A 12,974-nucleotide genomic window follows, 5' to 3' on the forward strand; every position below is an offset into this window, starting at 1 on the left:
CATCTCGTCAATACTATTCCAAAAAGAAGTCAACCAATAAGTTTTTTCCTTGATTTAGAAAACAAAATCATAAGAGTAAACGAAAAATTAGATGGAAGATATAAATATTGCGTCGAGCAAATTAAACTAAAAATAAATACTGAATATAGTTAACTAACACCTTTGCTAAATCCACCTATATAGGCACCCTACTTCAACAACATCCTCTCAGTAATTAATTTATTTGAGGAAGTCTCAATTCCGGTAACTTCGGCATACTTTACATTGGGCAGCCAAAAAGAACCTCCTTCAATGCGTACGAATATTTTTTCTACCTGTATTCTTTTCTGATTTACACTTACAAAAACATGATATTTTTGATCTGAATCTATCTTTTTCAAGGTTAAGGGTAGCTTTTTGTACGATACAAATTGAAGCTCAAACTCTTCGTTATCCAGGGTTTTGCTTTCTAATCCGTAGGCAAATTTGCGTTGCAGATAATTAAAGTCTTTCTTCTCCCCTTTCTCAGCATATCGAATCCAATAGGCTTTTATGGGATTGCTTTTGTCTATTTTTCCATTTTCCTGGTAGTTTATGGCGTAAATAGCCGTGTTTATATTAGGGTCGCGCTGAATATAGAACAGCATATTATCTATATTTTTAGGCGTTGGGAAATGTAATGGCGATGGATTCTTAGATTGTGCCAATAGATTCCCGGAATATATATTTACTAAGATCGTGATAACGATTAGTGATTTTGTAAAGTATTTAAATGATAATTTGTTCATGATGAAATTTTTATATAACCATTCGTTGCGCTTATTTTAACACATAGAAACATAGATTTTATATAGTTAGAAAAGAATATTAAAAAGAAACTAGTTTCTTTACACATAGCCTAACTATGATTGTTTAAACAAGTGAAACGCCTTCTTTAAGCGTTCCAAACCTATGTCTCTATGTGTTAAAACAATCACACCTAACAGATTAACTTGATTTGATTATATCCTGTTTTTGGTTGGTTTTAAAAACCCAATATTTAATCAGCGGATAATTAAATCCATAAGAAACAAAACTATCCGTGATTAATCTTCCGATTCTGTAATCGATTTGAAATGCTTTTTGCAAAACAAGCGTACCAAATGATTTCAGGGAAATACTTCCCAACACCACCAAAGCGAATTTTAAAAGCTGACTATTGATGTGACTGCTGTAACCGGATTGATTTTTAAACACCCAAAATCTATTGATGCTGAAATTGATAATGGCACCAATGGTTCCGGAGATTAAAATAGAAAAGGTAAAATGCAGTTTACCTACTTCTGTTAGCAGAATCATTAAGCCATAATCGGTGATGCCGCCTATAAATGCCGCGACTTGTGCCCGTAGAAAAGTGATAATAGATTTTTTGCTGAACATATATCAGACTTGGTTTTTATCTCTTAAATCGCCCAATTTTAAAAGTTTTAAGCTATCTATAACATTGATTATAAATAATGCAACAGAGATTAAACCAGCCAGATAGGCAATTGATCCATGAAACAAAACTTCGATAATTAAAATTAAAGCAATAATAAACCGAAGTTCTGTTGGCCCGACAAAGCCAGAATCTATACTATATTCATTTGTAATTTTGTAGCGTAACTGACTGATGATGATAGACCAGCCATAGAATGCAACAAAAGCAAAGGCTATTATTTGTGTGCTATTTTGAGCATAAATATAATAGCCAAAACCTATAAGTACAATACCAATCCAATCGGCAATAATATCGAGTGCAAAACCGTACCAACGACGCGGAATGTTTCTATAATAAGCCAATCTTCCGTCTAAAGAATCGCCTAACCAATTGATACCTAATCCGACAATACCCAGAAGCAAATACCAATTGGTTACATAAGCCCCTAAAACAAAAGCAAGAAAAACCAATCCCGAACCAAGCGTACCTATTAAAGTGAGCACGTTTGGCGAAATGAATTTAGGCACCTTTGGAAGCAAAAATACAATCGTTAATTGTTCTGCTCTTTTTAAAATATTCGTTCGTTTACGGTCAGAGAATGTTCTTTGTACAATTGCAGTGTGTTCTTCAATCTGTGTTTCTTTTCCCATTAATAGCGCAATATTTGTAATCCTGACAGTATCGCCAGTTCTACTTTTATAATTTTAAATTTTATTTTTCGTTGCGTATTTTTAAAAAAATCGGTGGTTCTTTTTAGCTTACCTGATCTAACCAGATAACTAAATGCGAGTATAATCAGCATATTTATTTAACAATACCAGCAAAACGTTGATAGAAAACCGTTGGGCTATTCTCATTTTTAGGAGCATACTTTCCAGCAATAATCGGGATATAAATCACCCTTCTTCTGCTTTCTTCACCACGAATAGATGATTCTGCTACTCTGTGCCACAAACGTCCATCGTGAATGGTTAAATCTCCCGCTTCCGGATTGATCGAAACTTCTTCAGGATCGGCTTTATTATCTAAAAAGTATTTTTTACGAAAAAGCATTTGATAAATACTTTGCTTGTGAGTACCCGGAATGATCTTAAGTCCGCCATTTTCAGGTTTTAAAGTGCTTAAATGAATGCCAACATTTAGCATCGGGTTTAATTTTGCACCATAAAAAATGTCTCTCAATCCATCTGTATGCCAGCCCATTTTAGTAAACTTACTTTCCGGCCCGTTGATATAATGATTAAAAACCATTCCGTCTTTTTCTTCAGTTCCTAATCTTGCGCCATCGCCTGCCAATGGTAATAAACCATTAAATCTCGGGTCAAGTAAAAGACCGCTTAAGGTTTGATGATGCTGATTGATAAATGCAAAACGTTGTACAATAGCAGAACCGTCTAAATCTTTTCCGTATTTGATAGGAACGCCGTTTATTTTTTGAAGATCGTTTTCAATCCAATTTTGTTCTACTTGTTTCGAAGCATCAATAATGGATGAAACCGTTTCCGGATTTATAAATTTTTTGAAATGGATGAAACCATGTTCGTTAAAAAATGCAATTTGCTCATTAGTTAATTGCTCAGTAAGGGTGAAGGTTTTATAAGAAGATACCATGATAATATAGATTTAATAAATGAAATAATATAGTTTGAAATTTTATCTAAAACAGAATAACAACAACAGCAACAACAAAACATTAACGTGTTGGTGTGCATTCGGTTTCCAGATAAATTAAACATATTTTCTCTTTTATTTGACATATTCTATAGAATTAGTAGAATTTAATACAAACTTAATATAAATTTTCTTTTACAAAGAATATTTTTTTTATTTTTTTTCGAAAAAATTTAAATTTTATAAATTCCGGCAGCCATTTTTTCGACGAATCCCTTTGGTAGTATGCGATTGGCGTAGACTGAAATAATATTGGTAAAACCCGGAATAACCTCTGATTTTTTATCGAACATGGCTTTTACGGCCATTTTTGCCACTTCATCAGGCTGCATATTAAACTTTTCGGCCATTTTGCTAAAAGCATTTAAACCTGCTCTTTCGGCAAAACCGGTATCAACCGGACCAGGACTAAAACAAGTTACGGAAATTGAAGTTTGTGCCAATTCAAAACGTAAGGCGCGTGTAAAAGATAAAACAAAAGCCTTGGTAGCCGAATAGACAGCCAGCGTAGGTACAGCCTGATAGGCAGCAGTACTGGATATATTTAAAATGTAGGCTTGTTTTTGTTGCGAAAGTACAGGAACAAATAAATGCGAAAGCTCTACCACAACATTCATGTTAAGCTGCATCATCCCAAGCTGATCGTTTAAAGAAGACTTACTAAAATCGCCCCAAACACCATAACCGGCATTGTTCACTAAAATGCCAACCGGATAATTATTAGTTTTTATCCAATCGATTACTTTTAGTGCTGCACCATTTGTCGAAAGATCAATTGATAAAACAAAAGCATTAATGCCGTATTTAACCTTAAGATCATCAGATAGTACTTTTAATTCGGCTGCGCTCCTTGCCACAAGCAATAGTGGATAACCCTTTTTGGCCAATTCATAAGCAATAGATTTTCCTATGCCTTTGCTGGCTCCGGTTATTAAGGCATACGGTTTAATGTTTTCGCTCATTTTATTCATTTAATAATCAAATATAAAGATTAATTATAAACTGTTAGCTGTGCAACGTATATAATGACCCTTCTCTCCTATTCTGTGGGATTCGTTATACTTCGCGTTCTTTAAGTAAGAAGATTTTTATTTTAAAATTAAAATAGCAATGCTAAAATGCCTGCTAAAAAGCCATAACTTAATTTAACATTTGCTATATTAGTACTTTATAACCTTAATACCACTTATAAATATGAACTTTATAAAACAAAGATTATTGACAATTGCAATTTTACTGAGTTCATTTTGTGTAATGGGTCAAAAAACGATTCTCATTAATAATGTTCAGATTTTTAATGGTAAAGATGAAAAAACAATTAATGGAAATCTTTTGATTGTAAATAATCTGATTAGCAAAATTTCTACATCACCAATCCCAACAGATAAAAGCGGAAACACGATCATTATTGATGGCAAAGGAAAATTTTTGATGCCGGGTCTTATTGATGCTCACACCCATATCATGATGGAGTCGATGAACATCGTAGAACTAATGAATAGTGATATAGAATACATTACTGCAAATGCTATTAAATCTGCAGAGATAGATCTTATGCAGGGTTTTACAACCTTTAGAGATCTTGCCGGTCCTGCTGCCGGTTTACAAAAAGCGATAGACAGAGGTTTAATTGTTGGTCCGCGTATATATCCTTCAGGCGCTATGATTTCGCAAACCGCTGGTCATGGCGATTTCCTTAGCCCAAATGCGGTTCCGAGAGATATTGCAGCAAGTCTTGATTTTACCGAACGTAATAATTTTGGAGTCATAGCCGATGGTGCAGATCAGGTATTGAAACGTGTACGAGAGCAGCTTCGCCTTGGTGCCACACAAATAAAACTGGCCGCTGGTGGTGGTGTTTCTTCCACTTATGATCCTTTGGATGTTTCTCAATTTACAGAAGCCGAAATGAAAGCCGCCGTTGATGCAGCAGAAAACTGGGGCACTTATGTCACCGTTCACGCTTATACACCAAGAGCCATACAAACAGCATTGCGTGCAGGAGTACGTTGCATCGATCACGCTCAGCTTATTGATGATGCAACCGCAAAAATGTTGGCCGATAAAAAAGCCTGGTTAAGTCTGCAGCCATTTATAGACGAAGGTAAAAGTCTTTATGCCGAGGGTTCTCCAAATCGTATCAAACAACAAGCTATGATGAGCGGTACTGATAAAGCCTATAATTTTGCAAAAAAGTATAATATTAAAACTGCATTTGGAACAGATTGCTTGTTTGAACCTGAACATTCAGCCAAAAGAGCTGGAGATCTTGTAAAGTTATTGCGCTGGTACAAACCTTATGAAATACTAAAAATGGCTACTTCTACCAATGCAGAATTGCTTGCCATGAGCGGCCCTCGTAATCCTTATCCCAATAAATTGGGTGTTATCGAAGAAGGCGCTTATGCCGACATTTTATTAGTAGACGGAAATCCTATTGCAAATTTGAATGTACTTGAAGACTACGAAAAAACATTATTGTTGATTGTAAAAGATGGTGTCGTTTATAAAAACATACTTGATAAATAATTTAAGGAGCTTAACAACCTTTTAAAAAACATGAAAAACAGATTACTTTTAATTCTTTTACTCTCCCCTATTTTTTGCCTGGCGCAAAACTCACCACCGGAAAATATTAAAATTTTAATGGATAGCGCGGCAAAAAGAATGACAAAAAAACCTTTAATTCATTCTGCTTCAATCGCGATAGTTTATCAGGGAAAAGAATTTATTGGTCATTATGGCGAATTAGAAAAAGGAAAAAATAATTGTCCTGATAATGAAACCATTTATGAAATTGGCTCTTTAAGCAAAACATTTGCAGGAACTCTTGCAGCAAAAGCAGTCTGCGAAAAGAAATTGAATATCGACGACGAAATTCAGAAGTATTTACCGGAAAATTATCCAAATCTAAAGTATGGCGATCAGCCTATTCTCGTAAAACACCTGCTTTCTCATACAAGCGGATTTCCGAATATGCTTCCGTTTGAAGCCAATACAATTCTGGCTGATTTCACCAACCATGATACTCCGGCAAAAATCAATGAACTTTATAAAAACTACCATCAAAAAGATTTTTTAAGAGACCTTCATAAAGTCAAAATCGATACTGTTCCAGGATACAAATATTCTTATTCAAGCGCAGGAAGCCAACTTGTAGCTTTTATTCTCGAAAAAGTGTACCAAACAAAATATGAAAAACTACTAACAGATTACGTGACTCAAAACATTGCAATGCAAAACACCAAAATTAATCTTTCTGGTCAGGAAACTAAAAAGCTTGCAGTAGGTTATCATAGCGATAATAGCGTAATCACGTCGCCAATGCCGCAATTACCTTGGGGAGCATCCGGCAATATGAAATCAACAATACCTGATATGGTGAAGTATATCAAGTTTCAGTTGAAAAACAATAAAATCGTTGCTGAATCACATAAAACAATTGTAAAATTTGATAATGATTTTAGTATTGGGTATTTATGGAATATCGATACAGGCAATAAAAAACTGGGCACCTTTTACGTTCATCATGGCGGAGTGCCGCGATCGCAATGTTATATTTATATCGTTCCAAAATACGATTTGGGTGCCTTTATTATTACCAATCAAAGTGGCACAGAAACCGCCAAGATTATGGAAGATGCATTAACTGAAATATTCGATAAAATAACTGTAATGGAAAAGAATGGCTAAATCTGCATTCCATTCTTCCCAAACATTTGTAAAGCTTGTAACTGTATTTTAATTATTTAAAAAATATTCAATACAGAAAAAATTAAATTTCGAATCGTTCTATTCTCTCAAAAAAATCATTTCGGTAAGTATCACCAATTGGCAGGCATTTTCCTGAAACCCAGACTTCATTATTGTCTGTTTTTTCAATTTTGCCAATAGCCGCGATAAATGATTTATGGATCTTTACGAACTGACTGCCGGGCAGGTTTTCTTCAAAATATTTTAAGGTATTGTACGTTACCACCTGTTCGGATGCAGTATGCAGTACAACATAATTTTTGATGCTTTCTAAATAATTGATGGCTTTAACTTCAATGCGCTGATAACGTTTTTTACCATCCGTTTTTACAAAAAAGTAATCCTCAATGTTCGTTTCAGCAGCTGTATTTACAACAGTATTTTCTGTCTGTTGTTTGCGAACTTTTTCTACAGCCACAATAAAACGCTCAAACGGAATGGGTTTCAGCAAATAATCTATTGCATTCACTTCAAATCCTTCTATTGCAAATTGCGGGTACGCCGTAGTAAACACGATTTTTACCTTGTCTTTGATGATTGCCGAAAGTTGTATACCGTTAAGATCAGGCATTTGTATGTCTAGAAACACTACATCAGGTTTATGTGTTTCTATAAGCGCAAGAGCCTCTACAGCACGCGTGCAGGTAGCAACACATTTGATTCCCTGAAGCTGCTGGAAATATTTTTGAAGCAAGCGTATAGCAGGCGGTTCATCATCTACAATTATGGCAGTAAGGTATTCGCTCATCAGCTCAATGGCATATTTAGGGTTACTTTATGGCTGTTTTCATCCTTTACAATAATAAGAGTATGGTTGTCAGGATACATTAAATTCAGTCGCTGGCTTATGTTTTTGTTTCCTACACCATGCTCATCAAAGCTTTTGGTAATTCGGTATTTATTGTCTGATGTAAAGATAAGTCTTCCGTTTTCAATTTTTAGCTTTATGATTATCGGATTTTCAAAATCATCGCTGATCCCATGCTTAATGGCATTTTCTAGAAAATGAATCAACATTAACGACGGTATTCTGTAATGGGCCAAATTATCCGGATGTATAAAATCTATTGCCACCATACCGTCAAAACGCCTTTTAAAGAGATCGATATAATTTTGCAGAAATACGGTTTCATCTTTTAGCAGCGCCATATCATTTTCGCTTTCATAAGTAACATAACGCAGCATTTCTGATAGTTTCATAATATCAGCCGCTACTTCCGGATTCGTGTCGTACAAATCAGAATAGAAACCGTTCAGCGAATTGAATAAAAAATGCGGACTTAGCTGATTTTTTAAAGCCTGCATTTCGGCGTATTTCTTCTCTAAAATCAACTGATTTACCTGAGCGCTCGTATTCCAAAGGTATTTCATAAAATAACCTACGAGACTAAACAACAGCACTCTTACAGAATAATACGAATTATCATAAATATAATAAATGGGCGTCAGGGTCCTCATATTATAATTATGCCTGCCTGTGATCTTAAAAAGAAAAACTTCTTCATAAATAAAACGTAAGGCGGGAAAAAGTATAATAAGGCTGAGTTGCGCCAGAATCAATAGATACCATTTTTTATAGGGAATAATCCTTGGGCAGATAACAAGATAGTTAAGATAAAAAATCAGCATTTCTAACAACAGAAAACCAATGTTTTGCAGAATACTCCACGGAGTATCTAAATCCTTGTGAACCGTTATGCTTATTAGCAGTTGGTCCAATCCCACAAATAAGGACCAGAATAAAATGTGGTACAGTATTTCTTTTTTTCTGCTCATAATGCTAAAGTAATTCTTTTCGGTTATAAAGCCAACTTCACTGGTTTAACGCGATTCATTACAGGATAAACACCCGCAATTGCACAACGAAATACAATACACAATCCTGCTTAGCTTTTGTTTTACAAAAGAGCCAATTGATACTAAATACATTTTTAAGAAAAATAAGCCCCGTAACATTGCAGCATAAATCCAACCCCACATGACAAAACTATTACTTATACTCGCCACGCTTTTATTACCGCTAATTAATGTAGCGCAAACCACGATTAAAGGCACCGTAAAAGATCAGGATAACGCCACCGCCATTTCTTTTGCCTCAGTATCTATTACTGACAAAAATCAAAATAAAATAGTTACTGCAACAACTGATCAAACGGGTCATTTCTCCATACAGCTTCCCACTTCCTTTATCTCAGGAAATCTTTCGGTAAGTTACATGGGTTATACTAAATACAATAAAGAAATTACAGCTTCTAACCTTCCCGAGATGCTAAATATTACATTAGTAAAAGAGCAAAATCAACTGAATGAAGTTGTTGTCGATGCCCGTAAAAATGCCATTACCATAAAAGGCGATAAAACAATAATTGATGTGGATACCTCCGGTATAGGCAACGGAAACAACGGACTTGAAACTGTAGCCAGAGTAGCGGGCATGCGTCTTGATAAAGACCAAAACCTTGTTTACCGCGGTAACAAAGACATACAGATTATGATTAACGGTAGAAAAAGTCTGCTTTCCGGAGATGCTTTGCGCGAATACATACGCTCCTTAAAAGGTTCGGACATCAAATCGGTTGAGATCATCGCGCAGCCTTCTTCAAGGTATGAAGCAGCAGGAACGGCAGGCATTGTAAATATTGTCCTCAAGAAAAGCAGCGTCACGGGTTTGTCCGGAAACATAAGTACAGCGGCTTACAAAGGCGACTATTTTAAAAGCAGACAAGGAGGAAGATTGTTTTATAATGATTCTCTCTGGACGATTACTACAAATGGATCGTACTACAACGGAAAATCTGTTAATTACAGACATATAAAGCAAAACATTGCCATCGACGGAAACGAAAAAATTATAGACCAATACAATACCTGGCTTCCGGTTACGACATCATCCAGCCTGAATTTCGCTGTAGAAAGAAAAATCAATAAAAACCAGATTGTAAGTACCGAATGGCAGTATTATAACGAAAAGAGCGACGAAACTACTCAGGGTTATACCAATGAATATCTTGACAATAATTTGAAAAATACGGTTAATCTTAGTCAGTTTTTTAAAGTTCCGGAGAAACGTGTTTCGGGTAATGTATTTTATAATTATACTTCTGACAGTCTTACTACAAAACTCGATGTACAAGCCAACTTTTTGCAGTTTAGTAAAAAGAAAAACGGAGCGCAGACTAATGATTATGCCAATGGTAGTTTTATGGAACTTGCAGGCGAAAACAAAACATCCTACACTATTGCCAATCTTCAGGCTGATTTTCGTCAGAAGTTCGAAAAAAACATCAATTTTGAGGCTGGTGCCAAGTATTCTTATGTAAAAATGGATTATTACAACCGTTATAAAACCAACAATACAGAATTACTATTTATACCCGACAGTTTATTGGTCAATGATTTTAATTATGATGAAAAACTGGCTTCGGGATATGTGCAGGCGTCTGGTGAATTTGGCCGATGGAACATTCAGGCAGGAATGCGTATGGAGTATTACAACTTTGCGGCAACGTCTCAAATAAATTTCAAGGTAAATAAAGGAGAATATTCTAATTTATTCCCGTCTCTTTCCTTTGGTTACAAGAACGAAAACAATCAGTACCAGTTTAGCTATAGCAAACGTATCGGAAGGCCAAATTACTTGTCGCTAAACCCGTATTACGAATATATAGATGCGTATACGCTAAACATCGGAAATCCGGCATTACAACCGCAATATTACGACAGTTTCGAACTTAGTTACATCTACAAAAGTAAATTGAATTTGAACCTTTACGGTTATCTTTACAAAGATGGCTTTATTCAGGTTATAGATTATCAGCGCGAACAAAACTATAATGTTACTTATGATGCCAATGCGGCCAAAGGCAACAGGTTTGGCTTTTCGGCCTCAATGCCTTACGAGCCTGCCAAATGGTGGACGATGCAATTGAGTTTAGACACGTATTTTACCGGAGAAAAATCAGCAATAGAAAACTTCTCGTATGACGGAACAGGTTTTGGCTACGATCTTAATTTTTACCAAAGCGCAGACTTAAAAAACAATTGGAAGTTTACCATGAATTGTTTCTACAACGGTCTTTCTACCACGCCTAGCGGCTTTACACAAGCTACTTACGACATTAGTTTAACCGCCAAAAAAAGCTTGCTGAACAAAAAACTGGTCGCAGAAGCAGGATGTACCAACCTGCTTAAAAAAAGCCTTTATAACGAAACCACCAGAATAAACAATGTATCAACCGACTGGACCAATCGTTGGGAAACACGCAACTATTATGTGCAACTCACCTATTATTTTGGATCAGGAAAAAATAAAGAAGTAAAAGCTACATCGCTAAAAGATGAAACCAAAAGAATGTAAAACGAAATACGGATATTTTATTCCGCTATAAAATCAATCTGATCCTTTTTCCCGATTTTCCCGACTCCCCTTTCTCTTATTAATGCAATTGCATCAAGCATTTTTATTAAATAAACATAAGGCGTTGTCAGGTCAAAAACTGGATCTGCGGGACATGGAGACAAAGAAAGTTCGAGGATTTGACATAAAAATAATTCGAATTCCTTAGGCGTTTTTTTATTGAATGCTTTTTTAAATACAACAAAAGGATCTTTGTATTCCTGCTTGGTTAGCGACGAAAGATCAAAAACCGTTTCAGAATGCAAAGACGCTTTCACTTTCCATTTTTTATTTTTCTTTTTTAATGAATAACAAACTTTAATAAAATAGCTTAGAGCCGTATAAAAAACAAAAACATCCGAAGGATTTTCCTTTTTATAAACTTTTGTTTTGTAGCTGTAAAATACTGTTTCGGTTAAAGTTTGTTTATAATAATCAAGATCGGCAAAAGCAAAAAAGGCGTTTATTACCGTAAAGGGATTTCCTGTTGCAAAGCTTGCCCAAAATCCTGTATCGTAGGATATTTTATTCTTTTTCATATTTATGAAATTTAAAAATTCTCGGGCGAAGTTCTGTTCTTTATAAAGGATAATCTATTCGAAAAGCAGCTATAATATTCTGACAAAAGAAATGTTTTACGGGATATTTTTTTATCTTTGAAATTCAGGATTTTTAATCGAAATGGCTTTATCTTTGAGCTTTTAGAAAAATTGATATTTGTTATGGAACAGAAAATACATCAGGGAAGAAACGTAAAACGTTTTAGAGAAATGCTTAACATAAAGCAGGAAGCATTGGCTTACGATCTGGGCGAAGACTGGAACCAAAAGAAAATTTCAATGCTGGAGCAGAAAGATGTAATTGAAGATAATCTGCTGAAACAAATTTCGGCTGTATTAAAAATTCCTGTTGAAGCTTTTCAGAATTTTGATGAGGAACAGGCTATAAATATTATTTCTAATTCATTTGATAATGGATCAATTGGTTATCAAAAGAATGATACTTGTACATTTAATCCTATTGATAAAATTGTACAATTGTATGATGAAATGATTGCTTTGTACGAGCGTATTTTGAAAGAAAAAGATGAAATGATGGTTAGGCTTGAGAAATTGATTGAGAAATAGATACCTGTAGGAACATTTTTACTGGTTTTGTCCTTCTTGCTTTATATATTTAAATTAGTAAAATAAATCATATTCAATATCGTGAAGCTAGTTTCTTTTATTTTACAACTTTTAGTTTGAGATCTTTTAAAAACCACTGTATGAAAAAAACAACTAAAAACTATTTTATTTTTGCAGCAGTCTACACTTTACTACTTGTGTATTTTTACTTTAATCAGCATTTTTTTACCATTAATTTGTATGGCACTTATCATCATATAAGTTATTTCCATTTTGTTCTACCTCTTTTTATTATGGGCACTTTATACTACTTGATAAAGATTGCAACAAATAAATTGAAAAATAGAATAGAGCAATCTAACGATAAATACTCAAAGTTTTTATTATTTGTTCTAGCTCCTAACTCTTATTTTAAATTTAAAGAAAGAACCAAAAACTATATAATATTTCTAGCGTTTGGTATTTTGTTACTTGCCTATCTTTATTTTGGTGATTTTTATTATTTCGCTATTTATAGTAATACTAATCAACTTGTTAGTTATTATTATTTTGTTTTACCAATATTAATTTTTGGTACTATTTTTTATTT

13 protein-coding genes are annotated in these 12,974 nt (G+C 34.5%); 5 read left to right on the top strand and 8 right to left on the bottom strand.

All coding sequences use genetic code 11. From position 1 onward, the window contains the following. Window positions 1-188: 188 nt before the first annotated feature. From FLACOL7796_RS15635 to FLACOL7796_RS15655, 5 genes are all read right to left on the bottom strand, one after another. Window positions 189-767: a DUF4833 domain-containing protein gene (locus FLACOL7796_RS15635; protein WP_173971671.1), complete on the bottom strand. Its 579-nt coding sequence runs from the start codon at window positions 765-767 to the stop codon at window positions 189-191. Window positions 768-966: 199 nt separating this feature from the next. Then, entirely contained in the window at window positions 967-1,398 is a 432-nt protein-coding gene (locus tag FLACOL7796_RS15640; RefSeq protein ID WP_173971672.1) for a GtrA family protein, read from the bottom strand. A 3-nt stretch (window positions 1,399-1,401) separates the two neighbouring features. After that, window positions 1,402-2,088 carry a CDP-alcohol phosphatidyltransferase family protein gene (locus FLACOL7796_RS15645; protein ID WP_173971673.1) on the bottom strand — a complete coding sequence of 229 codons (687 nt, stop codon included), beginning with the start codon at window positions 2,086-2,088 and terminating at the stop codon, window positions 1,402-1,404. 154 nt (window positions 2,089-2,242) lie between these two features. Continuing rightward, window positions 2,243-3,049, bottom strand: coding sequence for a phytanoyl-CoA dioxygenase family protein (locus tag FLACOL7796_RS15650; RefSeq protein WP_173971674.1), 807 nt, complete (start codon window positions 3,047-3,049; stop codon window positions 2,243-2,245). A 233-nt stretch (window positions 3,050-3,282) separates the two neighbouring features. Continuing rightward, the gene (locus FLACOL7796_RS15655) at window positions 3,283-4,071 is read right to left on the bottom strand and encodes an SDR family NAD(P)-dependent oxidoreductase (RefSeq protein ID WP_173971675.1); all 789 of its coding nucleotides are present in this window, start codon (window positions 4,069-4,071) and stop codon (window positions 3,283-3,285) included. Window positions 4,072-4,303: 232 nt separating this feature from the next. Here FLACOL7796_RS15655 and FLACOL7796_RS15660 point away from each other — a divergent pair, with 232 nt between their 5' ends. Then, a complete protein-coding gene (locus tag FLACOL7796_RS15660; protein ID WP_173971676.1) occupies window positions 4,304-5,638 on the top strand; it encodes a metal-dependent hydrolase family protein in 1,335 nt (444 codons plus the stop codon). A gap of 30 nt (window positions 5,639-5,668) precedes the next feature. Further along, complete coding sequence (locus FLACOL7796_RS15665; RefSeq protein ID WP_173971677.1) at window positions 5,669-6,802, top strand: serine hydrolase domain-containing protein; 1,134 nt, start codon at window positions 5,669-5,671, stop codon at window positions 6,800-6,802. 82 nt (window positions 6,803-6,884) lie between these two features. On the opposite strand, the gene FLACOL7796_RS15670 is transcribed toward FLACOL7796_RS15665, so the two are convergent. Both FLACOL7796_RS15670 and FLACOL7796_RS15675 read right to left on the bottom strand, forming a co-directional pair. After that, window positions 6,885-7,610 carry a LytR/AlgR family response regulator transcription factor gene (locus FLACOL7796_RS15670; RefSeq protein WP_173971678.1) on the bottom strand — a complete coding sequence of 242 codons (726 nt, stop codon included), beginning with the start codon at window positions 7,608-7,610 and terminating at the stop codon, window positions 6,885-6,887. Next, window positions 7,610-8,638 carry a sensor histidine kinase gene (locus FLACOL7796_RS15675; RefSeq protein WP_173971679.1) on the bottom strand — a complete coding sequence of 343 codons (1,029 nt, stop codon included), beginning with the start codon at window positions 8,636-8,638 and terminating at the stop codon, window positions 7,610-7,612. The genes FLACOL7796_RS15670 and FLACOL7796_RS15675 overlap by 1 nt, the downstream gene beginning before the upstream one ends. A gap of 202 nt (window positions 8,639-8,840) precedes the next feature. Here FLACOL7796_RS15675 and FLACOL7796_RS15680 point away from each other — a divergent pair, with 202 nt between their 5' ends. Then, window positions 8,841-11,219: an outer membrane beta-barrel protein gene (locus tag FLACOL7796_RS15680; RefSeq protein WP_173971680.1), complete on the top strand. Its 2,379-nt coding sequence runs from the start codon at window positions 8,841-8,843 to the stop codon at window positions 11,217-11,219. Between the two features lie 17 nt (window positions 11,220-11,236). Here FLACOL7796_RS15680 and FLACOL7796_RS15685 read toward each other — a convergent pair whose 3' ends face one another. Continuing rightward, complete coding sequence (locus tag FLACOL7796_RS15685) at window positions 11,237-11,797, bottom strand: hypothetical protein (protein WP_173971681.1); 561 nt, start codon at window positions 11,795-11,797, stop codon at window positions 11,237-11,239. A gap of 183 nt (window positions 11,798-11,980) precedes the next feature. Here FLACOL7796_RS15685 and FLACOL7796_RS15690 point away from each other — a divergent pair, with 183 nt between their 5' ends. Then, complete coding sequence (locus FLACOL7796_RS15690) at window positions 11,981-12,385, top strand: helix-turn-helix domain-containing protein (RefSeq protein WP_173971682.1); 405 nt, start codon at window positions 11,981-11,983, stop codon at window positions 12,383-12,385. A 140-nt stretch (window positions 12,386-12,525) separates the two neighbouring features. Then, window positions 12,526-12,974: hypothetical protein (locus tag FLACOL7796_RS15695; protein ID WP_173971683.1), on the top strand; the 449-nt coding region annotated here is incomplete at its 3' end.

The sequence above is a fragment of the Flavobacterium bizetiae genome (assembly GCF_902804475.1).
Lineage (GTDB): Bacteria > Bacteroidota > Bacteroidia > Flavobacteriales > Flavobacteriaceae > Flavobacterium > Flavobacterium bizetiae.

Excerpts from the sequence above, each read along its gene's own strand:
- FLACOL7796_RS15685 (WP_173971681.1), bottom strand. The coding sequence starts at position 11,797 with ATGAAAAAGAATAAAATATCCTACGATACAGGATTTTGGGCAAGCTTT.
- FLACOL7796_RS15660 (WP_173971676.1), top strand. The coding sequence starts at position 4,304 with ATGAACTTTATAAAACAAAGATTATTGACAATTGCAATTTTACTGAGT.
- FLACOL7796_RS15665 (WP_173971677.1), top strand. The coding sequence starts at position 5,669 with ATGAAAAACAGATTACTTTTAATTCTTTTACTCTCCCCTATTTTTTGC.
- FLACOL7796_RS15655 (WP_173971675.1), bottom strand. The coding sequence starts at position 4,071 with ATGAGCGAAAACATTAAACCGTATGCCTTAATAACCGGAGCCAGCAAA.
- FLACOL7796_RS15690 (WP_173971682.1), top strand. The coding sequence starts at position 11,981 with ATGGAACAGAAAATACATCAGGGAAGAAACGTAAAACGTTTTAGAGAA.
- FLACOL7796_RS15650 (WP_173971674.1), bottom strand. The coding sequence starts at position 3,049 with ATGGTATCTTCTTATAAAACCTTCACCCTTACTGAGCAATTAACTAAT.
- FLACOL7796_RS15635 (WP_173971671.1), bottom strand. The coding sequence starts at position 767 with ATGAACAAATTATCATTTAAATACTTTACAAAATCACTAATCGTTATC.
- FLACOL7796_RS15670 (WP_173971678.1), bottom strand. The coding sequence starts at position 7,610 with ATGAGCGAATACCTTACTGCCATAATTGTAGATGATGAACCGCCTGCT.
- FLACOL7796_RS15640 (WP_173971672.1), bottom strand. The coding sequence starts at position 1,398 with ATGTTCAGCAAAAAATCTATTATCACTTTTCTACGGGCACAAGTCGCG.
- FLACOL7796_RS15680 (WP_173971680.1), top strand. The coding sequence starts at position 8,841 with ATGACAAAACTATTACTTATACTCGCCACGCTTTTATTACCGCTAATT.
- FLACOL7796_RS15645 (WP_173971673.1), bottom strand. The coding sequence starts at position 2,088 with ATGGGAAAAGAAACACAGATTGAAGAACACACTGCAATTGTACAAAGA.
- FLACOL7796_RS15675 (WP_173971679.1), bottom strand. The coding sequence starts at position 8,638 with ATGAGCAGAAAAAAAGAAATACTGTACCACATTTTATTCTGGTCCTTA.